The sequence below is a fragment of the Rhodopseudomonas sp. AAP120 genome, from assembly GCF_001295845.1.
Lineage (GTDB): Bacteria > Pseudomonadota > Alphaproteobacteria > Rhizobiales > Xanthobacteraceae > Rhodopseudomonas.
In genome coordinates, this window is sequence record NZ_LJIC01000004.1 from 1 (window position 1) to 21269 (window position 21269).

24 protein-coding genes are annotated in these 21269 nt (G+C 65.9%); 9 read left to right on the plus strand and 15 right to left on the minus strand.

Features of this window, described 5'->3' with window-relative positions:
* Window positions 1-202 precede the first annotated feature (202 nt).
* From ribB to IP86_RS00425, 3 genes are all read left to right on the plus strand, one after another.
* Window positions 203-1282: a 3,4-dihydroxy-2-butanone-4-phosphate synthase gene (ribB, locus tag IP86_RS00415; protein WP_054160598.1), complete on the plus strand. Its 1080-nt coding sequence runs from the start codon at window positions 203-205 to the stop codon at window positions 1280-1282.
* 63 nt (window positions 1283-1345) lie between these two features.
* Complete coding sequence (locus IP86_RS00420) at window positions 1346-2560, plus strand: acyl-CoA dehydrogenase (RefSeq protein WP_054160599.1); 1215 nt, start codon at window positions 1346-1348, stop codon at window positions 2558-2560.
* A gap of 192 nt (window positions 2561-2752) precedes the next feature.
* Window positions 2753-3685, plus strand: coding sequence for an MBL fold metallo-hydrolase (locus IP86_RS00425; protein ID WP_054160600.1), 933 nt, complete (start codon window positions 2753-2755; stop codon window positions 3683-3685).
* Between the two features lie 410 nt (window positions 3686-4095).
* Here the strand turns inward: IP86_RS00425 and IP86_RS00430 are convergent, their stop codons facing one another.
* The 3 genes from IP86_RS00430 to IP86_RS00440 form a co-directional block, all read right to left on the minus strand.
* Window positions 4096-4569 carry a secondary thiamine-phosphate synthase enzyme YjbQ gene (locus IP86_RS00430; protein WP_054160601.1) on the minus strand — a complete coding sequence of 158 codons (474 nt, stop codon included), beginning with the start codon at window positions 4567-4569 and terminating at the stop codon, window positions 4096-4098.
* A gap of 97 nt (window positions 4570-4666) precedes the next feature.
* The gene (locus IP86_RS00435) at window positions 4667-5257 is read right to left on the minus strand and encodes a coiled-coil domain-containing protein (RefSeq protein ID WP_054160602.1); all 591 of its coding nucleotides are present in this window, start codon (window positions 5255-5257) and stop codon (window positions 4667-4669) included.
* A 43-nt stretch (window positions 5258-5300) separates the two neighbouring features.
* Window positions 5301-5924 carry a 2-hydroxychromene-2-carboxylate isomerase gene (locus IP86_RS00440; RefSeq protein WP_054160603.1) on the minus strand — a complete coding sequence of 208 codons (624 nt, stop codon included), beginning with the start codon at window positions 5922-5924 and terminating at the stop codon, window positions 5301-5303.
* A gap of 298 nt (window positions 5925-6222) precedes the next feature.
* Between IP86_RS00440 and IP86_RS00445 the strand changes: the two genes are divergently transcribed.
* The 5 genes from IP86_RS00445 to IP86_RS00465 all read left to right on the plus strand — a co-directional run bounded on the left by IP86_RS00445 (window position 6223) and on the right by IP86_RS00465 (window position 8809).
* On the plus strand, window positions 6223-6606 hold the full coding sequence (locus IP86_RS00445) for an AtpZ/AtpI family protein (protein WP_054160604.1): 384 nt from the start codon (window positions 6223-6225) through the stop codon (window positions 6604-6606).
* A 69-nt stretch (window positions 6607-6675) separates the two neighbouring features.
* Window positions 6676-7422, plus strand: a complete 747-nt coding sequence (locus IP86_RS00450) for a F0F1 ATP synthase subunit A (RefSeq protein WP_054160605.1) — start codon at window positions 6676-6678, stop codon at window positions 7420-7422.
* A 48-nt stretch (window positions 7423-7470) separates the two neighbouring features.
* Window positions 7471-7698 (plus strand): F0F1 ATP synthase subunit C, encoded by a 228-nt coding sequence (locus IP86_RS00455; protein WP_009796340.1) that lies wholly within the window; start codon window positions 7471-7473, stop codon window positions 7696-7698.
* Window positions 7699-7757: 59 nt separating this feature from the next.
* Window positions 7758-8312, plus strand: a complete 555-nt coding sequence (locus IP86_RS00460; RefSeq protein ID WP_054160606.1) for a F0F1 ATP synthase subunit B family protein — start codon at window positions 7758-7760, stop codon at window positions 8310-8312.
* 5 nt (window positions 8313-8317) lie between these two features.
* Window positions 8318-8809, plus strand: a complete 492-nt coding sequence (locus IP86_RS00465) for a F0F1 ATP synthase subunit B family protein (RefSeq protein WP_054160607.1) — start codon at window positions 8318-8320, stop codon at window positions 8807-8809.
* Window positions 8810-9123: 314 nt separating this feature from the next.
* On the opposite strand, the gene IP86_RS00470 is transcribed toward IP86_RS00465, so the two are convergent.
* The 12 genes from IP86_RS00470 to coxB form a co-directional block, all read right to left on the minus strand.
* Window positions 9124-9774 (minus strand): hypothetical protein, encoded by a 651-nt coding sequence (locus tag IP86_RS00470; protein WP_054160608.1) that lies wholly within the window; start codon window positions 9772-9774, stop codon window positions 9124-9126.
* Between the two features lie 158 nt (window positions 9775-9932).
* The gene (locus IP86_RS00475; RefSeq protein ID WP_054160609.1) at window positions 9933-10520 is read right to left on the minus strand and encodes a GNAT family N-acetyltransferase; all 588 of its coding nucleotides are present in this window, start codon (window positions 10518-10520) and stop codon (window positions 9933-9935) included.
* Window positions 10521-10577: 57 nt separating this feature from the next.
* Window positions 10578-11867 (minus strand): M16 family metallopeptidase, encoded by a 1290-nt coding sequence (locus tag IP86_RS00480; protein WP_054160610.1) that lies wholly within the window; start codon window positions 11865-11867, stop codon window positions 10578-10580.
* Window positions 11864-13282, minus strand: a complete 1419-nt coding sequence (gene thrC / locus IP86_RS00485) for a threonine synthase (RefSeq protein WP_054160620.1) — start codon at window positions 13280-13282, stop codon at window positions 11864-11866. Before thrC ends, IP86_RS00480 begins: the two co-directional genes overlap by 4 nt.
* 172 nt (window positions 13283-13454) lie before the next feature.
* Window positions 13455-14249 carry an SURF1 family protein gene (locus IP86_RS00490; RefSeq protein WP_054160611.1) on the minus strand — a complete coding sequence of 265 codons (795 nt, stop codon included), beginning with the start codon at window positions 14247-14249 and terminating at the stop codon, window positions 13455-13457.
* Window positions 14246-14638, minus strand: coding sequence for a DUF983 domain-containing protein (locus IP86_RS00495; RefSeq protein ID WP_054160612.1), 393 nt, complete (start codon window positions 14636-14638; stop codon window positions 14246-14248). Before IP86_RS00495 ends, IP86_RS00490 begins: the two co-directional genes overlap by 4 nt.
* A 221-nt stretch (window positions 14639-14859) precedes the next feature.
* On the minus strand, window positions 14860-15714 hold the full coding sequence (locus IP86_RS00500; RefSeq protein WP_054160613.1) for a cytochrome c oxidase subunit 3: 855 nt from the start codon (window positions 15712-15714) through the stop codon (window positions 14860-14862).
* Between the two features lie 78 nt (window positions 15715-15792).
* A complete protein-coding gene (locus IP86_RS00505) occupies window positions 15793-16416 on the minus strand; it encodes a cytochrome c oxidase assembly protein (RefSeq protein ID WP_054160614.1) in 624 nt (207 codons plus the stop codon).
* A gap of 13 nt (window positions 16417-16429) precedes the next feature.
* A complete protein-coding gene (locus IP86_RS00510) occupies window positions 16430-16591 on the minus strand; it encodes a cytochrome c oxidase system small membrane protein (RefSeq protein WP_054160615.1) in 162 nt (53 codons plus the stop codon).
* A gap of 12 nt (window positions 16592-16603) precedes the next feature.
* Complete coding sequence (locus IP86_RS00515; protein WP_054160616.1) at window positions 16604-17545, minus strand: heme o synthase; 942 nt, start codon at window positions 17543-17545, stop codon at window positions 16604-16606.
* Between the two features lie 74 nt (window positions 17546-17619).
* A complete protein-coding gene (ctaD, locus tag IP86_RS00520) occupies window positions 17620-19245 on the minus strand; it encodes a cytochrome c oxidase subunit I (RefSeq protein ID WP_054160617.1) in 1626 nt (541 codons plus the stop codon).
* Window positions 19246-19315: 70 nt separating this feature from the next.
* Window positions 19316-20182: a cytochrome c oxidase subunit II gene (coxB, locus tag IP86_RS00525; protein WP_054160618.1), complete on the minus strand. Its 867-nt coding sequence runs from the start codon at window positions 20180-20182 to the stop codon at window positions 19316-19318.
* A gap of 430 nt (window positions 20183-20612) precedes the next feature.
* Between coxB and IP86_RS00530 the strand changes: the two genes are divergently transcribed.
* On the plus strand, window positions 20613-21170 hold the full coding sequence (locus tag IP86_RS00530; RefSeq protein ID WP_054160619.1) for an invasion associated locus B family protein: 558 nt from the start codon (window positions 20613-20615) through the stop codon (window positions 21168-21170).
* The last annotated feature ends 99 nt before the right edge of the window (window positions 21171-21269 follow it).

Sequence of the window (21269 nt, forward strand, 5' to 3'; positions counted from 1 at the left end):
CCCCTCTCCCGCAAGCGGGAGAGGGAGCCGGCTGCGTTGCGGGGAGGGGGAGTGCTCCCCTGGCTTGACGTGCTGCCCCTCAGCCGCTCCTCGCCCCGCGTATTCCGCTGTGCGACACTCGCAGCCGGCCCCGCAGCGGCGCGGGTTGCGTCGCCGCGCGGGCTGCGTCATATGGTCTGCTCTGTTTTCCGAGAGATGACCGATGGCGCATTCGATCCAGGACGTTCTGCAAGCCTTTGCCGCCGGCGAAATCGTCGTCGTCACCGACGATGACGACCGCGAGGGCGAGGGCGATCTCGTCGTCGCCGCCTCGCTGTGTACGGCCGAGAAGATGGCGTTCATCATCCGCCACACCTCCGGCATCGTCTGCGCGCCGATCACGTCGGACGATGCGCGCCGGCTCCGGCTCGACCCGATGGTGGCGCACAACGACAGCAACCACACCACCGCCTTCACGGTCTCGATCGACTACAAGCCCGACAACGGCACCGGCATCTCGGCCGACGAGCGCGCCTCGTGCTGCCGCGCGCTCGCCAATCCGAACGCCGGCGCCAACGATTTCGCCCGTCCGGGCCATATCTTTCCGCTGATCGCGCGCGACGGCGGCGTGCTGCTGCGATCCGGCCACACCGAGGCCGCGGTCGATCTGTGCCGGCTCGCCGGCCTGCCGCCGGTCGGCGTCATCAGCGAGCTGATGAACGACGACGGCAGCGTCACCAAGGGCGCCCAGGTCGTTGAATTCGCCCGCAAGCACAACCTCAAGCTCGTCACCATCGCCGACCTGATCTCGCATCGCCAGGCGCGCGAGAAGCTGATCGAGCGCGTCGCGACGTTCCCGATGGAAAGCCCGATCGGCCCGATGCAGGGCTATGCCTATCGCTCGCCGTTCGACGAGATCGCGCATCTGGCCTGCGTCTACAACGGCATCGGCGACGGCAAGAACGTGCTGACGCGGTTCCACAAGCCGAACATCATCAAGGACATCTTCACCGGCTCGCGCCGGATGGAGGCGGTGCTCAATCACTTCAAGGCCAACGGTTCCGGCGTGCTGATCTATCTGCGCGACGGTGCCGCAGGCGTTCCGGTCGCGCCGATCGACGAGCCGAAATCGGCCGAGGCCGATCGTCACCGGCAGTGGCGCGAGATCGGCGTCGGCGCCCAGATCCTGCGCGATCTCGGCGTCAGTTCGATCCGGCATCTCACCTCGTCGCAGCTCGACTACAAGGGGCTGTCGGGGTTCGGCATCGAGATCGTTGGCAACGAGCACCTTGAAGGCTCCTGATCCAGGTCTTACCCTCAAAAGTCACATCTCCCGAGACGGCGGAAACGTCTGAAAGGACACTCCATGAGCGTGCGCGCGCAAACCAAGGACAAGCCGGTTCCGGCGAGCTTCAAGTGGGACGACCCGCTGCTCCTGGAAGATCAGCTCACCGAAGACGAGCGGATGATCCGCGACACCGCGCGCGCCTACGCGCAGGACAAGCTGCTGCCGCGCGTGTCGCAGGCCTATCTCGAAGAGAAGACCGATCGCGAGATCTTCAACGAGATGGGGTCGCTCGGCCTGATCGGCATCACGCTGCCGGAAGACTACGGCTGCGCCAACGCCAGCTACGTCGCCTACGGCCTGGTGGCGCGCGAGATCGAGCGCGTCGACAGTGGTTATCGCTCGATGAACTCGGTGCAGTCGTCGCTGGTGATGTATCCGATCTACGCCTATGGCGACGAGACCCAGCGCAAGAAATATCTGCCGAAGCTCGCCTCCGGCGAGTGGGTCGGCTGCTTCGGCCTCACCGAGCCGGACGCCGGTTCCGATCCGGGCGGGATGAAGACCAAGGCCGAGAAGGTCGCCGACGGTTACCGGCTCACCGGCTCGAAGATGTGGATCTCCAACGCGCCGATCGCCGACGTGTTCGTGGTGTGGGCGAAGTCCGCCGCGCACGACAACCAGATCCGCGGCTTCATCCTCGAGAAGGGCATGAAGGGCCTCAGCGCGCCGAAGATCGGCGGTAAGCTGTCCTTGCGCGCGTCGATCACCGGCGAGATCGTGATGGACGGCGTGGTGGTCGGCGAAGACGCGCTGCTGCCCAACGTCTCGGGCCTCAAGGGCCCGTTCGGCTGTCTCAACCGCGCCCGCTACGGCATCTCCTGGGGCGTGATGGGCGCCGCCGAGGACTGCATGCATCGTGCCCGGCAGTACACGCTGGACCGCAAGCAGTTCAATCGCCCGCTGGCCGCCACGCAATTGGTGCAGAAGAAACTCGCCGACATGGAGACCGAGATCTCGCTCGGCCTGCAGGCGTCGCTGCGCGTCGGCCGGCTGATGGACGAGGGCCGGTTCGCGCCCGAGATGATCTCGCTGGTCAAGCGCAACAATTGCGGCAAGGCCCTCGATATCGCCCGCGTCGCCCGCGACATGCACGGCGGCAACGGCATCCAGATCGAGTACCACGTGATGCGCCACGCCCAGAACCTCGAGACGGTCAACACCTACGAGGGCACCCACGACGTCCACGCCCTGATCCTGGGCCGCGCGATCACGGGGCTGCAGGCATTCGCGTAAGATCGCGCGCGGCATCACCGCGCGCACTCCTCATCCTGAGGAGCCTGCCGTCAGGCAGGCGTCTCGAAGGATGGGCTCCAAGCACCCGCGGCCCATGCTTCGAGACGGCCCTTCGGGCCTCCTCAGCATGAGGTCGACGAGGCGGAGAGCCCTCCTTCTCTAATAATAACAACACACATCACCGGGAAACGCATGAGCGACGCCAGCGACAGTTCCGACGACGTTCCGTTCAATCGCGACTTCCCGCTGCAAGCCGGGGTGGTCGAGGAAATCCGGCCGGGCCTGCGCCGCGTCCTCTGCAACAACCCGTCGCCGTTCACCTTCACCGGCACCGTCAGCTACATCGTCGGCACCGGCAAGGTGGCGATCATCGATCCCGGTCCCGACAACGAAGCGCACGCGCAGGCGCTGATCGATGCGGTGAAGGGCGAGACCGTCACCCACATCCTCGTCACGCATACCCACAAGGACCATTCGCCCGGAACGCCGCGCCTCAAGGCCGCGACCGGCGCCACCGTCTATGCCGAAGGCCCGCACCGCGCCTCGCGGCCGTATTTCGAGAGCGAGACGGTGTCGACCGAGTCCGGCGCCGACCGCGCGTTCCGGCCGGATGTCACGATCAGCGACGGCGACGTGATCGAGGGCGACGGCTGGGCGGTCGAAGCGGTGGCGACGCCGGGCCACACCGCCAACCACATGGCGTTCGCCTGGAAAGAGCGCGACGCGATCTTCGTCGGCGATCACGTGATGGGCTGGTCGACCTCGATCGTCGCGCCGCCGGACGGCTCGATGGTCGACTACATGAACTCGCTCGATCGCCTGATTGCCCGCGACGAGCAGCTGTATCTGTCCGGCCACGGCGCCGAGATCCTGGAGGGCCCGCGCTACTCGCGCTTCCTCAAGCGCCACCGCGTCGCCCGCGAAGCCTCGATCCTGCACCGCCTCGGCAAGGGCGAGACCGACATCCCCACCATGGTCCGCGCCATCTACATCGGCATCGACCCCCGCCTGATGAGCGCCGCCGGTTACTCGGTTCTGGCGCATCTCGAAGACCTCGTCACCCGCGGCGTGGTCGCGACCGACGGCGATCCGCTGATCGGCGGGCGCTACCGGCTGGCGAAGTAACAGCGCTGCCTCGTAGGATGGGTTGAGCGCAAGCGAAACCCATCGCCCCGTGCACGACGCGTGATGGGTTTCGCTTCGCTCAACCCATCCTACGTCCGCTCTTTTCAGGCAGAGACTCGCGACCGGCACCGGGCAACCTCTCCCGCTTGCGGGAGAGGTCGGATCGCGGAGCGATCCGGGTGAGGGCACTCCTCTCTGCGAGTCGCTAAGTCGTTGCCTGGGGCTCCCTCACCCCACCCCTCTCCCGCAAGCGGGAGAGGGAGCGCGCTGCGGCCGTTGCGAGACCGCGCCGAAACTCGCCACGGCGTCATTGCGAGCGCAGCGAAGCAATCCAGCGGCCCAGTGCACATTGCTGGATTGCTTCGTCGCTTCGCTCCTCGCAATGACGGGGGGGGGAGGTCCATGCCGCTTCAGCCGGTCGCCCCCAAGAACTGCAGCACCACCTCGCGGCGGTGGGGGCGGCGGCGGTGTTCGATCAGGTAGATGCCCTGCCAGGTGCCGAGCGCGAGGCGCCCCTGCAGCACCGGGATCTGCAGCGAGGTCGACGTCAGCATCGATTTGACGTGCGCCGGCATGTCGTCCGGGCCTTCGGTATCGTGCGCCCAGCCGGCGTTCTCCGGGGCGAGTTTGTTCAGCACCGTGGTGAGATCGACCAGCACCGTCGGATCGGCGTTTTCCTGGATCGTCAGCGACGCCGAGGTGTGACGCACGAACAGCGTCAGCGCGCCCTCGCGCGCCCCGGCCTCGGCGACGAATTTGGCGACGTCGCTACTGATATCCACAAAGCCCGCGCCACCGGTCTGCACCGTCAGCAGCGACGAGGCGACATGCGTCACGGCGGCTGCCGCAACCGGCGTACGGGTCATCGTACGTGGTGAACTCATCCGAACCTCGTGCATGCATCCGATTAGCGTCTCTCACGCCGGCGCCGAGTTAGAGCCAAGCCCGCCCTCCGCCGCGGCCGAGCCCGGGCGCCCCGGCTCAGATCTTGCCGTCGCCGGTCGTGTCGCGCTGGATGCGCTGGGCCATGTCGATCAGCCGTCGCCAGGCGCGCTCGAGGAACCCCATCACCCGGTCGACATCCTGGTCGCTCGGCAGCGGGATCTCCAGCTTGCGCTGGCCGTCCTTGGTGGTGACTTCGGGCGCCGGCAGCTTGTCGGTCTTCGGCATCGCCTCGTCGGTCTTGCCGGAGACGGTCGGGCCGCGCTGCGCGAGCTGCGCCTTGAGGCTGTCGTTCTCGACCCGTAGCGCCTCGGCCTCTTTCTTCAGCCGGTCGTTGTCGGTCTGCAGCCGACCGATCTCGGCATCGAACGCGGCGCGCTCGTCGGCGACCTCATAGCAGGCCCAGCCATTGCCCTTGTCGGTGCAGGTCGACACCTTGCCGGTGCGGGTGTCGAGCCGGGTGACGCCGTCGGCGTTCGGCGTGAAGGTGTAGCGGCCGTTCTCGCTGTCCGGCAGCGGATCGGCCGATGCGATCCCGCCGCCAAATCCAAGGGCCGCGCCGAGCGCAGCGATCCACAGCAAGCGCCGCGCCGGGCCGGAGCGGATCGCATCTGGAAGCACCATCGTCATCGTAAGCTCCGCTGGCAGAAAGAGACCCGGCGGATATGGGGTCTCAGACCGGCGCGCGATACGGCGCGCGGCCGGAATTCAACGCATCGCCCAGCAGTTCGATCCGGTCCTGACCCCAGAACACTTCGCCGTCCAGCACATAGGCCGGCGAGCCAAACACTCCCGCGGCGATCGCGTCCCGGCGATTTTGCTCGTAGACGGCACGGATCTGGTCGGAGGCGGCGTGCGCCACCAGCTTTTCTCCCGGCAGGCCGGCCGCATCGGCGAGCTCGGTCAGCACCATGGGATCGGCGAGATCCCGCTCGGTCTGCCACACCGCCGAATAGGCGCGCTGAATGTACGGCTCGGGATCGAGCCCGGCGGCGAGCGCCGCCAGCACCACGCCGTCGGCAAGGCGGGCATCGAATGGCCAGTGCTTCGGCCACAATTTGAAGTCGAGCCCATGCTTGTCGCGCCAGCGCTGCAGTTCGACCAGACGGTAGCGTTGCCGCGCCGGATGCCGCTTGGCGAGCGGCAGGCCGCCGGTCTCGGAAAACAGCCCGGTCAGCAGCACCGGCTTGTACTGGACGCTAAGCCCGTGCGCTTCGACGAGCTGCCGGAACGACGCGTGGCCGATATAGGCCCAGGGCGACTGGAACGAGAAATAGTAGTCGATCTGACGCGCCATGCGCTCTCCGGCTGCAGGCGGCCGGAAGGGATTGCGAAGCGGTCGCCGTGATATCGGCATCGGATCAGAGCCGCTCGCGCCACGCAAGCCGGATCGTCCGCAAATGCCGTCGCAAACGCTGCGGACAAGTTATCGCAGAGAGTCGCGAATCCTCAATAAAATCAGCCAAAACAACAATGTAATAGGCTGCGACCGAATCTTGACTTGCCAACAGGCGGTCAGTATGGTCCGCCCGGCTTTTCAAGGGTCACGGGGCGTTATCTCACTATCTACGGCACCTTTTTCGGGTCTCCACGACATGGCGGACGACACGCACAAGGACAGCCGACGGAGTGACGGGAGCAGCACCGGGTCGCCTGAGGAAGCTGCGCTTTCCGCTAGGCTCGGAAGCCTGGAACAACGGCTCGCCCATTCTCGGGAGAATCGGAAACTCCAGACGGATCAATCCGGTTCAAGTGAAGACGGACCTGCCAAAGCTTCGGCGATGGCGCTCGGTTTTCGCCTGTCCTCCGAATTGGTCGCGGGCGTTCTCGGCGGGGCGGCTCTCGGCTGGGGTTTCGATCGTTTGTTGTCGACCTCTCCCTGGGGCCTCATCGTGTTTTCGCTGCTCGGCTTCACCGCCGGCGTGATCAACGTGATGAGGGCAGCGGGTGTGATGGCGAAGCAGTCCGAGCGGCTCTGAACGGGACCGAAGTGCACGCAATCGTTCGAATCCCGCGCAAGCTCGCGACACCGACAGACTGAGAAACGAATGGCCGCCGATCCGATCCATCAGTTCCAGATCACCAAGCTCTTCACCCTCGGTCACATTGGCGGACAGGAAATCGCGTTCACCAATTCGTCCGCCTACATGTTCGGCACCGTAGCGGTGATCGGACTGCTGATGCTGGCGCCGAGCCGTCAGCTGGTCCCCGGGCGCTTCCAGTCGCTCGCCGAGCTGTCCTACGAATTCGTCGCCAACATGATCCGTTCGACCGCCGGCAAGGAAGGCCTCAAGTTCTTCCCGCTGGTGTTCTCGCTGTTCATGTTCATCGCGGTGTCGAACCTGATCGGCATCATTCCCTATACCTTCACGGTCTCCAGCCACCTGATCGTCACCGTCGCGCTGGCGATGCTGGTGTTCCTCACGGTGCTGATCTACGGCCTATCCAAGAACGGCCTGAAGTTCTTCAAGCTGTTCGTGCCCTCCGGCGTGCCGATCTACATCCTGCCGCTGGTCGTGTTCATCGAAGTGATCTCGTTCTTCCTGAAGCCGGTTTCGCATTCGGTGCGTCTGTTCGCCAACATGCTGGCGGGCCACATCGCGCTGAAGGTGTTCGCGAGCTTCATCGCGATGCTCGGCGCGCTCGGCGTCATCGGCTGGTTCGGCGCGGTGCTGCCGCTCGGCCTGACCATCGCGCTGACCGCACTCGAACTGCTGGTCGCGTTCCTGCAGGCTTATGTGTTCGCCATCCTGACTTGCATCTACCTCAACGATGCAATTCATCCGGGTCACTAACGGCCCATTCCTCGACGTCAAACCAAAACCCCAACAGGAGTTCGTTACATGGATCCGATTGCCGCGAAGTACATTGGCGCTGGTATTGCCTGCATTGGCATGGGCGGCGCCGGCGCTGGCGTGGGCATCATCTTCGGCAACTATCTCGCCGCTGCGGTGCGTAATCCCTCGGCTGCCCAGGGCCAGTTCGGCAACCTGATTTTCGGCTTCGCGGTGACGGAAGCGCTCGGCATCTTCTCGCTGCTGATCGCGCTGCTGCTGCTGTTCGCCCTCTAAGATCCAATCCGGTCGCAGCTCTGCCGAGCGTGTGACCGGCCCCCGAACAGGAGAAGCCCGTGGCTACAGGTCATGGCGACGCCAAGGGAACCACTGCTCACACGGCGGCGGATGGCCACAAAGCCCCGTTTCCGCCGTTTCAGCAGGAGACCTTCGCTTCGCAACTCGTGTCGCTGGCGATCGCGTTCGTCGCGCTCTACCTGCTCGTTTCCAAGATCGCACTGCCGCGCGTCGGCGGTGTGATCGAAGAGCGGCAGAAGACGATCGAGGGCGATCTGGCAGCTGCGCAGAAGCTGAAGGTCGAATCGGACGAGGCGCTGAAGGCGTACGAGGCCGAGCTCGCCGAGGCCCGCGCCCGGGCGCAGGCGATCGGCGCGGAAACCCGTGAAAAGCTCAATGCGCAGGCGGAAGCCGAGCGCAAGACGCTGGAAGAACGGCTGGCGGGCAAGCTCGCCGACGCCGAGAAGACCATCGCTGCGACCCGCGCGGCCGCGATGGGCAACGTCCGCGGCATCGCCGCCGACGCCGCCTCCGCGATCGTGCAGCAGTTGGCCGGCGTGCAGCCGGACAGCAATGCGCTGAACAGCGCGGTCGACGCGTCGCTCAAAGGTTGAGGCTGATGGAAATCTTCGCTGAAGCAGAGACCTGGGTCGCCATCGCGTTCATCATCCTGATGGGCCTGTTCGCCTATCTGGGCGTGCACCGCACGGCGATCAAAGCCCTCGACAATCGTCGCGACCGCATCAAGGCCGAGCTCGACGAGGCCCGCAAGCTGAAGGACGAAGCTGCCAAGCTGCTCGCCGACTATCGCGCCCGCCGCGCCCAGGCCGAGCGGGAAGCCGAAGCGATCGTCGCCAGCGCCAAGGCCGACGCCGAACGCATCGCGACCGAATCCAAGGCCAAGCTGGAAGACTTCGTCGCCCGCCGCACCAAGACCGCGGAAGGCAAGATCGCGCTGGCGGAGGCCCAGGCCCTCGCCGACGTGCGGGCCGCCGCGGCCGAAGCCGCCGTGTCCGCCGCCGCGTCGATCCTGTCGCACTCGGTCAAGGGCCCGGTCGCCGACGACCTCCTCAGCAAGGGCATCCAGGACGTCCGCAGCAAGCTCAACTGAGCTGCACGGTCTCCGAACAATCAAAGCCGGCGCGAGCAATCGCGCCGGCTTTTTTGTTGCCCGCCTCTCGTCTGGTGGCCATCCCCTCCCCGCGCCCGGCGCAACCTCCGCCGCTTGCGGGGGAGGTCGGATCGCGCAGCGATCCGGGTGAGGGCTCTCCTCTCCCCGAGTCGTTGAGTCACTGCCTGGGGCGCCCTCACCCCACCCCTCTCCCGCAAGCGGGAGAGGGAGCGCGCAGTGCCGTGTGGTGAAGGTCGATAGCTAAAAGTCAGAAATTCGCGGCGGCACCGCTGTAGCGCGGCCCTGGGAGGCGGCTATTTCTTCCGGCGGCTCTTTGGCTCGGGCTTCAGCGCTTGCGGGTCGAAGCCGATGTAGAAGACGTAGGCGTCGTTGGCGGCTGCGGACGGTGCCGGGTAGACGACGTCTTCGGTCACCAGGCTGAACGGCACGCTGCCGTCGCTGCCCATGTTGACGACCGTCCGGTAGGCCTTGGTGAACACCGTCTTCGGCGAAACGCCGTCCTGCACCACGGCGACGCGAATCGGCACTTCGACCGTCCCCGGCGTGCCGGCGGGGCCGGCAATCACCCGGCCCTGGATGCCGATATGCGCCGTGATGGTGCCGCTGTTGAGATTGCATTCGCGCGCGGTGCGGCCGATCACCACCTGGTAGCGCAGATCGTTGCCGGCAGCTTCCTTGCCCGGCAGCCCGACCGCGTAGGTGGCGGCGCCGGCCCGGATGGTGACCGGCGGACAGGTCAGGTCGCTGTCCGGCGCCGGACCATTGGAGACGGTCGGTGCCGGCTCGGACGAACCACCGCCGAATAGGCTCTTGAAGCGATCGGTGAAGGATTGCGACCAGGCGGGCGTCGCCAGCATGGCGCCGCAGACCGCAGCCCCGGCCGCCAGCAGAACGGTGCGTCGCACCCCGCGCCCTGCCGGCGCTCGTTTCCCATCGTGTCTCATCACTCTACCCGGCTGTGAAGGTCCTGACCGCCGCCGCGCGGCTCCCCACCGCGCAGCGATCGTCGCTGCGAAACGCTTTCGCGCGCGGCGTTATAGCAAAGCAAAGCCGGCGAACCAAAGGCGACGATCTCGCCGACCGCACACTCCCGCAAGGCACCTCAGCCGCGGAAGTCCTCGTGCAGCAGGCCGAACAGCAGATGGTCCTGCCAGACGCCGTTGATGCAGAGGTAGCGGCGCGCCAACCCCTCGCGGGTAAATCCGCATTTTTCCAGCACGCGGATCGACGGCGTATTGGTCGGGATGCAGGCCGCCTCGACGCGGTGCAGATTGAGCTCGCCGAACAGCGTCGGCAGCAACACCCGCAGCGCCGCCGTCATGAAGCCGCGCCCCGCGTGAGGCTCGCCCATCCAGTACCCGATGGTACCCGCCTGGACGATGCCGCGGCGCACATTGGCGAGCGTCACGCCGCCGAGCATCTCGCCGGTGCTCTCGCGGAAGATCAGGAACGGATAGGACCGGTCGGCGGCGATGTCCTCGGCGTAGCGTCGCAGCCGACGCCGAAACCCGGAGCGGGTGAGATCGTCCGACGGCCAGATCGGCTCCCACGGCGTCAGATAGGACCGGCTGCGGTCGCGCAGCTCGGCCCATTGCACGTAGTCCGCCATCTGAGGGGCCCGCAGCAGCAGCCCGTAGCCCCGCGGCGCCAGGGCAGCAGGGGCTGCGGACGGCATTCGAAACAGCGCCATGACGACACTCCGATCCGCGCTGGCGGGGCGCTCAGCCTCCGCGCACGGCGCGCGGCGTCAATGATATGATGTTTTCGCCTTGGATTGTGTCAATCCTTCCGCATAGCCCACTGCGCTGTCGAGGCCACGGCCGGTACCGAGCGCAACCACGGCGGGCTGGCCGCGCGACATCAACTGCCGGGCGGCCGAGCGGGTGGTCTCGATGCTGACGCCATCGATCCGCGCCACCAATTCGTCGACCGGCAGCGGCCGGCCATAGGCCAGGATGTGGCGGGCGAGCTGCTCGGCGCGCGACGAACAGCTTTCCAGCGCCATCAGCAGGCCGGCTTTCATCTGCGCCTTGGCGCGGGCGATCTCGGCGTCGGTCAGGGTCTCGACCGCGTCGTTGATGACGTCGACGATCACTTCCATCATCTCCGGCGCGTCGTCCGGATCGGTGCCGGTATAGAGGCCGAAGAACCCGGTGTCCGCATAGGGCGCGTGGAAGGTGTAGATCGAGTAGCACAGGCCGCGCTTCTCGCGCACTTCCTGGAACAGCCGCGACGACATTCCGCCGCCGAGAATGTTGGTGAATACCTGCAGGCTGAACAGCGCTTCGTCGCGCTGCGGCAGGCCTTCCAGCGCCAGCGTCAGATGCGCCTGCTCGAGATCGCGCCGCACCACGCGCGAGCCGCCGGCGCCGAACATCGCCGGCTGCGGCTTCGGCGCCGGGGCGGCATCGAAGCTGGCGAAGCGGTGCTGCACCTCCTCGACGACGCGCTGGTGATCGACCGCGCCGGCCGCAGAAACCACCATGTCGGGGCCGCGATAATGCGTCGCCAGATACGACCGCAGCTTGTCGCGGTTGAAGCCCTTCAGCGTCTTGGCGGTGCCGAGCAGCGAGCGGCCAATCGGCTGCTCCGGGTAGCAGAGCTCGTTGAGATACTCGAACACGACGTCGTCGGGCGTATCCTGCGAGGCGCCGATCTCCTGCACGATCACGCTCTTCTCGCGCTCCAGCTCCTCGGCCTCGAACGACGGATTGGCCAGGATGTCGGACAATACGTCGAGCGCCAGCGGCACGTCGGCCTTCATCACCCGCGCGTAGTAGGCGGTGGTCTCGGTCGAGGTGGCAGCGTTGAGGTCGCCGCCGACCGCCTCGATCTCCTCGGCGATCTCGCGCGAGGTCCGCCGCGTCGTGCCTTTGAAGGCCATGTGTTCGAGCAGATGCGAGATGCCGTGCTCATCCGGCTTCTCGTCGCGCCCGCCGACGCCGGTCCAGACGCCGAGCGCGGCGGTCTCGAGATGCGGCATGGTGTCGGTGACGACGGTCAGGCCCGAGGGAAGCTTGCTGACTTCGACGCTCATCCGACAGCTCCTTGCTGCGCCGCGCGGCTGACCGACAGCACGTGGCGTTCGATCGCCGCCTGATCGCGGGGCATGATTTTGAAAGTTTCGGTCCGGCTCATCAGTCCGTCGAGCCAGGCCGGCAGCTCCGGCCGCATCCCGCAGGCGGCTTCCACCGCATCCGGGAATTTGGCCGCATGCGCCGTGGAGAGAACGATGTTCGGCACGCTTGGGTCCGTGGTGTCGCGATCGGCGACCGCGAGCGCCACCGCGGTGTGCGGATCGACCAGATCGCCGGCCTCGCGCCAGGCGGCGCGGATCGCCGATTCGGTCTCGGCCTCGTCGGCGCGGCCGGCGTCGAATTCCTCGCGCACCGCAGCCAGCAGCGCGTCGGGAAGCACAAAGCGGCCGGACTGGCCGAGCGAACCCATCAACGCCCGGATCAGCGGCGCATCCCGGCCGGAGGCCTCGAACAGCAGCCGCTCGAAATTCGACGACACCTGGATGTCCATCGACGGCGAGGTGGTGGCGTGGACCTCGCGGACCTCGTAGATCCCGGTCTTCAGGGTGCGGGCCAGGATGTCGTTGATGTTGGCGGCGATCTTCAGCCGGCGCACCGGCAGGCCCATCTTCTTGGCGACGTAGCCGGCGAAGATGTCGCCGAAATTGCCGGTCGGCACGGTGAAATCGACCAGCCTGTTCGGCGCGCCGAGCGCGACCGCGCTGGTGAAGTAGTACACCACCTGCGCGACGATACGGGCCCAGTTGATCGAATTGACGCCCGACAGCGCCACCTGATCGCGGAACTTGTGGTGGTTGAACAGCCCCTTCACGATCGCCTGGCAATCGTCGAAATGACCCTCGATCGCCAGCGCATGAACGTTGGCCGCGCCCGAGGTCGTCATCATCATCCGCTGCACGTCGGAGACGCGACCGTGCGGGAATAGCACCACGAGATCAACCGCTTCGCGATTGGCAAACGCATCGACCGCCGCGCCGCCGGTGTCGCCCGAGGTCGCGACCACGATGGTTGTGCGCTGGCCGCGCTTCTGCAGCGCGTGATCCATCAGTCGCGAGATGAGCTGCATCGCGACGTCCTTGAACGCCAGGGTCGGGCCGTGGAACAGCTCGAGCACGAACTGGCTCGGGCCGCTCTGGCGCAGCGGAACCACCGCGGGATGCCGGAAGGTGGCGTAGGCCTCGTTGGCCATGCGGCCGAGTTCGGCGTCCGAAATCTCGCCGGCCACGAACGGCCGGATCACTTCGACGGCGACTTCCCAATACGGCCGGCCGAACAGGCTGGTGATGGTGTCCGGCGCCAGCTGCGGCCAGACTTCCGGCACATACAGGCCGCCGTCGCGGGCCAGGCCGGTCAGCATCACATCGCAGAAGCCGAGGCGCGGGGCCTCGCCCCGGGTCGAAACATAGGTGGTCAAGGTGTCCTCCAAAGACCTGGGCGCGACCAAGCCTTTGATATCGATTGGGATTACTCACGCGCGGGCGAAATCACCGGCACCATAGAGGGTTTTGCCGCGCAGGGGAAACCGCTCTCGACGAAAAGACCGCAGCTTCGGAATCAGCCGGAGGGCCGGCCGAGCGCCGGCGCGGCTAGGCCATGCGCCGCGATGCACGGGGTTGCGGCACGTCGGCCCCGCGCTGGCCCCACAGCCAGACCAGGAAAGCGATACCGACGGCCGCCGCCAGACCGAACCAGGTGACGGCGTATTGCAGATGCTGGTCGCGCAAATGGACGCCGAGCGGACCGGGCTTGGGCAGGCCGCTGGCCGGCACCGGCGTTTCCAGATCGATGTAGAACGGCGCCACCCGCCCGCCCCAACCGAGCTGCGCCGCCATCGCCGGCACGTCACGGCTGAACCACAGCCGCTTCGCCGCATCCGGGTCCGGCGTCAGCATGCCGCCCGCTTCCGGGAAGCGCAGGTAGCCGGTGAGCGCGACCGGCAGGCCGGCGCGCAGCGGCCTGACGATGCGGTCCTGATAGGCGCGGTCCTGCATGGTGTTGGGGACGAAACCGGCGTTGATCACCACCATGGCGCCATCCGGCAGTTGCGCCGGCAGGAACGCCCAGGTGCCGGGGCCGGAAACGTCCTCGCGGATCGCCGAGCCCGACGAATACACCATGGCGTCCGGCAGCTCGGCGTAGGTCGCCGTGAAGCTGACGCGGCGGAATTCGTCGGCGGCGGGCGTCAGCGCCGCCCACTCGGCCGGCGGCGGCAGCGCGGTCGGTGCAGCGGCGAGGCGCGTTTCCAGCGCCGCGATCAGCGCGTGCTTGGCGGTGCGGCGCTGCAGCTGCCAGAAGCCGAGCGACAGCAGCACCGCGACGATCAAGAGCGCGATCAGGCTCATCCCGGCGATGCCTCGCCGGCGCTGCGGAGATGCGCTCATTGCGGTTCGCGCCCGACCAGGCGGCCTTCCTGGGCCTTGTGGTGAAATTGCAGCGCGATCAGCAGCGCCTTCATCGACCGGAGCGGCAATAGCGTGGTGGCGATCACCAGCGGAATCCACAACGCCGCATGCACCCAGAACGGTGGCTGATACTTCACTTCCACCACCAGCGCGCAGCCGACCACGATGGCGCCGCCAATCAGGATCATGAACACCGCCGCGCCGTCACCGACATCGATGAACGCATAGTCCAACCCGCAAGATTCGCAGCGCGGCGCAAGCGTCAGGAACCCCGCATACAACTTGCCTTTGCCACAGCGCGGACAGCGACAGGCAATGCCGCGCAGCGCGGATTGCAGGACGGTGGGCGCTGACACATCGGCAGACATGCGAATCTCATCCTCTCCCGACACCCAAGCCCGTGTCCCGGACAAGCCGCAGCACGACGTGCTGCTGCGCAGATCCGGGACCCCGGTTAGTGCCGTCAACCGGGGCCCCGGATCTGCAGCGCATCACGCCGCGAAGAGCGGCGCGCTGCGCAGCGTCCGGGGCACGAAAACGAGAAAGAGCGGCCCGATGGCCGCCCTTTGTAGCACAGTCTGCGGCGGCCTTAGTGCGCGCCGGCCATGGTCGAGGCGCCGTGGCCCCAGACGTAGATGCAGACGAACAGGAACAGCCAGACCACGTCGACGAAGTGCCAGTACCAGGCGGCGAATTCGAAGCCGAGGTGCTGGGTGGGGGTGAAGTGGCCCTTGTAGACGCGGATCAGGCAGACCAGCAGGAAGATGGTGCCGACCAGCACGTGGAAGCCGTGGAAGCCGGTCGCCATGAAGAAGGTCGCGCCGTAGATGTTGCCGGCGAACGAGAACGCGGCGTGGCTGTATTCGTAGGCCTGCACGAAGCTGAAGGCGGCGCCGAGCAGCACGGTCAGGATCAGCGCCTTCTTCACGCCGGCGCGGTCGTTGTGCAGCAGCGCGTGGTGCGCCCAGGTTACGGTGGTGCCCGAGGTCAGCAGGATCAGCGTGTTGAGCAGCGGCAGGTGCCAGGGATCGAAGGTCTCGATACCCTTCGGCGGCCACACACCACCGAACAGCGCCTCACGGGTGGCGTGCACCGGATCGGCCGGAAACAGCGCCGAGTTAAAGTAGGCCCAGAACCAGGCGACGAAGAACATCACCTCCGAGGCGATGAACAGGATCATGCCGTAGCGGTGGCTGATCTGCACCACGCGGGTGTGGTCGCCCTTGAACTCGGCTTCCTTGATCACGTCGCTCCACCAGCTCGCCATGGTGTAGAGCACGCCGATGACGCCGATGCCGAACACGATCGGTGCGCCCTGGTACATGTGGTGCATCCACGACACCGCACCGAACGCCATGATGAAGGCGGCAACCGAGCCGACGAACGGCCAGGGGCTCGGATCGACGAGATGATAATCGTGATGTTTCGCGTGCGCCGTGGCCATGTTCGTGCTCTCCGTTGCCAAAGCCGGAACGGTGGTGCCCCCATCCGCCGGCCGTCGTCTCGTCAGCGTTTCCGTTTTTTATAGATTGCCTTTGCGCGCTCCGGTTTCGCTCGAAGCCACCGGCTTCGGCGCCGGATCGCGCATCGGATAGAACGTGTAGGACAGCGTGATGTTGTTGACGGTGTCGTTCTCGCTGTCGGTGGCAAACGCCGGATCGACATAGAACACCACCGGCATCTCGCGGGTTTCGCCCGCCGCCAGCGTCTGCTCGGTGAAGCAGAAGCAGTTGATCTTGGTGAAGTAGGAGCCGACCGTCAGCGGCGTGACGTTGTAGGCCGCCTGGCCGGTGGTCTCGTGTTTCGCGGTGCTGGTGACGGTGTAGTACACGGTCACCACCTTGCCGATCGACACCTCGATCTCGCGCTGCTCGGGCTCGAACTTCCACGGCAGGCCGTTGATGTTGGAGTCGAACCGCACCGTCACCTTGCGGGCCAGCGGCTCCGAGGTCGGCGCGGCGCCGACCTGGGTGGTGCCGTTGAAGCCGGTGGTGCGGCAGAACCAGTTGTAGAACGGCACAGCGGCGAACGACGCGCCGACCATCAGCGCCACCACCAGCCCGCAGATCGACGCCACCATCGTGTCACGGCCGAGGCCGCGGCGGGGAGCCGGCTGCGGCGCGGGACTGGGCGGGACCTGCGGCATCGTTGATCGCTCCCTACATCGGCCGCTGCAGCACGATCGGACCCTTGACCATGGTCACGGCGAAGAACAGCACCACCAGCACGGTAAGCGCGAGGGCGATGGCGATCGAGCGTTCACGCTGGCGCTTCTTCTGCGCTTCGGTGAGCACCACGCCCGGCCTCCTCTGCGGCTCCATCCGGCGGTCTCCTCAGGCGAACAACGACCACACGGCCTTCGCGGCGACCTCGACCAGCAGGATCGAGAACAGCGCGAACAGATACAGGATCGACACCTTGAACAGGTTGCGCGAGGCGCGCAGCGCGGCGCTGCCGGTGCGATGGCGATACACCCGCACGGCGAGAACCAGCATCCAGGCGCCGAGCGCCAGCGAGGCGATGCCGTACACCGCGTCGAAGTAACCGAGCGGCCACGGCGCGGCCGCCACCGCCACCAGCACGATGGTGTAGAGCAGGATCTGCAGCCGGGTATGATCCGGGCCGGCGACGACCGGCAGCATCGGCACGCCGGCGCGGGCGTAATCGTCGTTGCGGAACAGCGCCAGCGCCCAGAAATGCGGCGGCGTCCAGAAGAAGATGATGGCGAACAGCAGCAGCGGCTCGACGGCCAGCGATCCGGTGACCGCAGCCCACGCCACCACCGGCGGCAGTGCACCGGCGGCGCCGCCGATCACGATGTTCTGCGCCGTCGAGCGCTTCAGCCACATCGTGTAGATCACGACGTAGAAGAAGATCGTGAAGGCGAGCAGCGCGGCCGACACCCAGTTCACCAGGATGCCGAGCGTCAGCACCGAAAAGAACGCCAGGATCAGACCGAACGCCAGCGCCTCGCCTTTGGTCACGCGGCCGCGCGGGATCGGCCGGTTGGCGGTGCGCGTCATCTTGGCGTCGATGTCGTCCTCGTACCACATGTTCAGCGCGCCGGAGGCGCCACCGCCGACCGCGATGCACAGGATGGCGGTGATCGCCAGCACCGGGTGAAAGCTTCCCGGCGCCATCAACAGGCCGACCAGCGCCGTGAACACGACCAGCGACATCACCCGCGGCTTGAGCAGCGCAATGTAGTCGCGGACGCCCGCTTCGGAGATGCGGGGAGCAGTGAGTTCGAGCTGGTTGGTGTCGATGACCGACAATTCGTGACCTCTTAGGCTTCAGACCGCATCCGCCATCGGCACAGCCGCGGCGGATGCTCGTTGATATCGGTGCCTCAGCGAACCTGCGGCAGCACCTCGAACTGATGGAACGGCGGCGGCGACGACAGCGTCCATTCCAGCGTCGTGGCGCCGACGCCCCACGGATTGTCCGCCGCCTTTTCCTTTTTGATGAAAGCCAGCGCGACGCCATACAGGAAGATCAGCACCGCGAAGCCCGACACATAGGAACCGATCGACGACACCAGGTTCCAGCCCGCGAAGGCGTCCGGATAATCGACATAGCGGCGCGGCATGCCGGACAGGCCGAGGAAGTGCTGCGGGAAGAACACCATGTTGACGCCGATGAACGTCACCCAGAAGTGCAGCTTGCCGATCGTCTCGCTGTACATGTAGCCGAACATCTTCGGAAACCAATAGTACCAGCCCGCGAAGATGGCAAACACGGCGCCCAGCGACAGCACGTAATGGAAGTGCGCGACGACGTAATACGTATCCTGCAGCACCCGATCGACGCCGGCATTGGCCAGCACCACGCCGGTGACGCCGCCGACCGTGAACAGGAAGATGAAGCCGACGGCCCACAGCATCGGCGTCTTGAACTCGATCGAGCCGCCCCACATCGTGGCGATCCACGAGAAGATCTTCACGCCGGTCGGCACCGCGATCACCATCGTGGCGGCGACGAAATAGGCCTGCGTCGCGCTCGACATGCCCACCGTGTACATGTGGTGGGCCCAGACCACGAAGCCGATCACGCCGATCGCCACCATCGCGTAGGCCATGCCGAGATAGCCGAACACCGGCTTCTTCGAGAAGGTCGAGACGATCTGGCTGATCATGCCGAAGCCCGGCAGGATCAGGATGTAGACTTCGGGGTGGCCGAAGAACCAGAACAGGTGCTGGAACAGCAGCGGATCGCCGCCGCCTTCGGCCGAGAAGAAAGTGGTGCCGAAGTTGCGGTCGGTCAGCAGCATGGTGATGGCGCCGGCGAGCACCGGCAGCGACAGCAGCAGCAGGAACACGGTGACCAGGATCGACCACACGAACAGCGGCATCTTGTGCAGCGTCATGCCCGGCGCACGCATATTGAAGATCGTGGTGATGAAGTTGATCGCTCCCATGATCGACGACGCACCGGCGAGATGCAGCGCCAGGATGGCGAAGTCGACCGCCGGCCCAGGATGCCCCGAGGTCGATAATGGCGCATACATCGTCCAGCCGGCGCCGACGCCGTTCGACGACGGCTCGCCCTCGACGAAGGTCGAGATGATCAGCAGCGCGAATGCCGCCGGCAGCAGCCAGAACGAGATGTTGTTCATGCGCGGGAACGCCATGTCGGGCGCGCCGATCATCAGCGGCACGAACCAGTTGCCGAACCCGCCGATCATCGCCGGCATCACCATGAAGAAGATCATGATCAGGCCGTGCGAGGTCACGAACACGTTGTAGGTGTGGCTTTCGTGGAAGATCTGGACGCCCGGATACATCAGCTCGATGCGGATCGCGATCGACAGCGCGCCGCCGATGATCCCCGCGATGATCGCGAAGACCAGATACATCGTGCCGATGTCCTTGTGGTTGGTCGAATAGACGTAGCGCCGCCATCCGGTCGGATGCGCGTGGGCATGATCGTCATGCGCATGATCGGAATGAGCAACCCGTGCAGCTTCCATGGCCATTTTCAGATCCTGACTTGAAACCTTCGGACCCTGCGGTCCCTGTTCGAACCCGCCGCGCGCGGCGATGTGATTACCGCGCGGCGGCGCCGGCCGATGCGACGGACGTGCGCGACGCCGACGCGATCTGCTGCTTCTTCCAGGCGTCGTAGTCCTGATCGTTCACGACCCGCACGACGATCGGCATGAAAGCATGGTCCTTGCCGCAAAGTTCCGAGCACTGCCCGTAGTAACGCCCTTCGCGATTGGCCCTGAACCAGCTCTCGTTGAGCCGGCCCGGAATCGCGTCGATCTTCACGCCGAAGGACGGGATCGCCCAGGAGTGGATCACATCGGCAGCGGTGGTCTGGATCCGCACCACCTTGTTGACCGGCACCACCATCTCGTTGTCGACGCCGAGCAGGCGCGGCGGGACCGGATTCATCTTGGCGCGCTCTTCGTCGCTCAGCATGATCGAGGTGAACTCGATCTTGTCGTCGGGATACTGATAGGTCCAGTTCCACTGGTTGCCGGTGGCCTTGATGGTCAGGTCGGCTTTCGGCACGTCGAGCTGGAAGAACAGCAGACGGAACGACGGCACCGCGACCGCCACCAGGATCATCACCGGAATGATGGTCCACGCCACTTCGATCAGCGTGTTGTGCGTGGTCTTGGAGGGGATCGGATTGCTCTTGGCGTTGAACTTCACCACCACGATCACCAGCAGCGCCAGCACGAACAGCGTGATCGCGGTGATCAGCCAGAGCAGGAAGCTGTGAAACCAGACGATGTTCTCCATCACCGGACTGGCGGGATTCTGCAGCTGCATCTCCCACGGCGACGGTTGGCCTTCACCCGCGAGCGCCGATCCGGCGAGGCCGAACATGCCTCCGATCATCGCAACTCCGAGACCCGCAACGCTAAGCAAACGCCGATCGAATCGGCTCTTCGACATCGTCATGCCGCCTTCGCTCCCCTACGTATTTTGCGGGCTGACCCACTTCCGCGGAGTGCCCTTGTCATTCTTCGAGGGCGATTGTTCGCCTCCCTTAAGAATGCTTCTTATTCTCTCTTTCAAACCACAATTTGCCAGTACCCGCAATGCACTATTGGACTTTCGGCGAAGGCTCGCGGAGGTTTGTGCCGGGCTGCGCAGCGTGCGGTTACGCTTCGGTATTTTGCGGTGTTCAGGTAATGTGAACCATGCTTGACAGCGGCACACGCCGATGTAGGCACAGCAGCCAGAATTCACGGGAGCCTGATTCGCCGGCGGGCGGTGTCGCCTTGATGGTGCCGTCATTCCGGATCAGTCGGGGCCCTGATCCACACCATGTCATGTCTTTGACTTGCCTCTGACTTGAAGACTTGCCTCTGACTTGAAAGCGACCCCGATGGGCCTTGCCGAACGTTTGCCGTTGCTCGCCTCCTGCCGCCTGGTGCGCGGGAGCAGCGTCCGGCTGGGGATCGCCGCCGCGCTGATGCTCGCGGCGATGCTCGGCACCAGCGCCCGCGCCGATGCGCAGGGCGCCGTGCGTTCCGTGCATGGCGACTGGCAGATCCGCTGCGACACCCCGCCGGGCGCCAAGGCCGAGCAATGCGCGTTGATTCAGAGCGTGGTGGCGGAAGACCGCTCCAATGCCGGCCTCACCGTCATCATCCTCAAGACCGCTGACCAGAAGAGCAAGCTGATGCGCGTGGTGGCGCCGCTCGGCGTGCTGCTGCCGTCCGGCCTCGGGCTGAAGCTCGACAACGCCGATGTCGGCCGCGCCGGTTTCGTGCGCTGCCTGCCCAACGGGTGCGTCGCCGAAGTGGTGATGGACGACAAGCTGCTCGGCCAGCTCCGTACCGCCAAGACCGCGACCTTCATCATCTTCGAGACCCCCGAAGAAGGCATCGGCTTCCCACTCAGCCTCAACGGCCTCGGCGAGGGATACGACAAGCTGCCGTAGTGTGCGCGATCGGGACGTCTCGGCGCGTGTTCGCCGCGCCCTCTTTGAGTCGCAGCGCATCCCCATAAACACCGTCATGGCCGGGCTTGACCCGGCCAT

Bases quoted from the DNA above. Each gene is read 5' to 3' on its own strand.
- ribB (WP_054160598.1), top strand. From the start codon at position 203: ATGGCGCATTCGATCCAGGACGTTCTGCAAGCCTTTGCCGCCGGCGAA.
- IP86_RS00450 (WP_054160605.1), top strand. From the start codon at position 6,676: ATGGCCGCCGATCCGATCCATCAGTTCCAGATCACCAAGCTCTTCACC.
- IP86_RS00430 (WP_054160601.1), bottom strand. From the start codon at position 4,569: ATGAGTTCACCACGTACGATGACCCGTACGCCGGTTGCGGCAGCCGCC.
- IP86_RS00440 (WP_054160603.1), bottom strand. From the start codon at position 5,924: ATGGCGCGTCAGATCGACTACTATTTCTCGTTCCAGTCGCCCTGGGCC.
- IP86_RS00425 (WP_054160600.1), top strand. From the start codon at position 2,753: ATGAGCGACGCCAGCGACAGTTCCGACGACGTTCCGTTCAATCGCGAC.
- ctaD (WP_054160617.1), bottom strand. From the start codon at position 19,245: ATGGCCATGGAAGCTGCACGGGTTGCTCATTCCGATCATGCGCATGAC.
- IP86_RS00480 (WP_054160610.1), bottom strand. From the start codon at position 11,867: ATGAGCGTCGAAGTCAGCAAGCTTCCCTCGGGCCTGACCGTCGTCACC.
- IP86_RS00435 (WP_054160602.1), bottom strand. From the start codon at position 5,257: ATGACGATGGTGCTTCCAGATGCGATCCGCTCCGGCCCGGCGCGGCGC.
- IP86_RS00495 (WP_054160612.1), bottom strand. From the start codon at position 14,638: ATGTCTGCCGATGTGTCAGCGCCCACCGTCCTGCAATCCGCGCTGCGC.
- IP86_RS00530 (WP_054160619.1), top strand. From the start codon at position 20,613: ATGGGCCTTGCCGAACGTTTGCCGTTGCTCGCCTCCTGCCGCCTGGTG.
- IP86_RS00510 (WP_054160615.1), bottom strand. From the start codon at position 16,591: ATGGAGCCGCAGAGGAGGCCGGGCGTGGTGCTCACCGAAGCGCAGAAG.
- IP86_RS00445 (WP_054160604.1), top strand. From the start codon at position 6,223: ATGGCGGACGACACGCACAAGGACAGCCGACGGAGTGACGGGAGCAGC.
- IP86_RS00475 (WP_054160609.1), bottom strand. From the start codon at position 10,520: ATGGCGCTGTTTCGAATGCCGTCCGCAGCCCCTGCTGCCCTGGCGCCG.
- IP86_RS00465 (WP_054160607.1), top strand. From the start codon at position 8,318: ATGGAAATCTTCGCTGAAGCAGAGACCTGGGTCGCCATCGCGTTCATC.
- IP86_RS00470 (WP_054160608.1), bottom strand. From the start codon at position 9,774: ATGAGACACGATGGGAAACGAGCGCCGGCAGGGCGCGGGGTGCGACGC.
- coxB (WP_054160618.1), bottom strand. From the start codon at position 20,182: ATGACGATGTCGAAGAGCCGATTCGATCGGCGTTTGCTTAGCGTTGCG.
- IP86_RS00505 (WP_054160614.1), bottom strand. From the start codon at position 16,416: ATGCCGCAGGTCCCGCCCAGTCCCGCGCCGCAGCCGGCTCCCCGCCGC.
- IP86_RS00500 (WP_054160613.1), bottom strand. From the start codon at position 15,714: ATGGCCACGGCGCACGCGAAACATCACGATTATCATCTCGTCGATCCG.
- IP86_RS00490 (WP_054160611.1), bottom strand. From the start codon at position 14,249: ATGAGCGCATCTCCGCAGCGCCGGCGAGGCATCGCCGGGATGAGCCTG.
- IP86_RS00420 (WP_054160599.1), top strand. From the start codon at position 1,346: ATGAGCGTGCGCGCGCAAACCAAGGACAAGCCGGTTCCGGCGAGCTTC.
- IP86_RS00455 (WP_009796340.1), top strand. From the start codon at position 7,471: ATGGATCCGATTGCCGCGAAGTACATTGGCGCTGGTATTGCCTGCATT.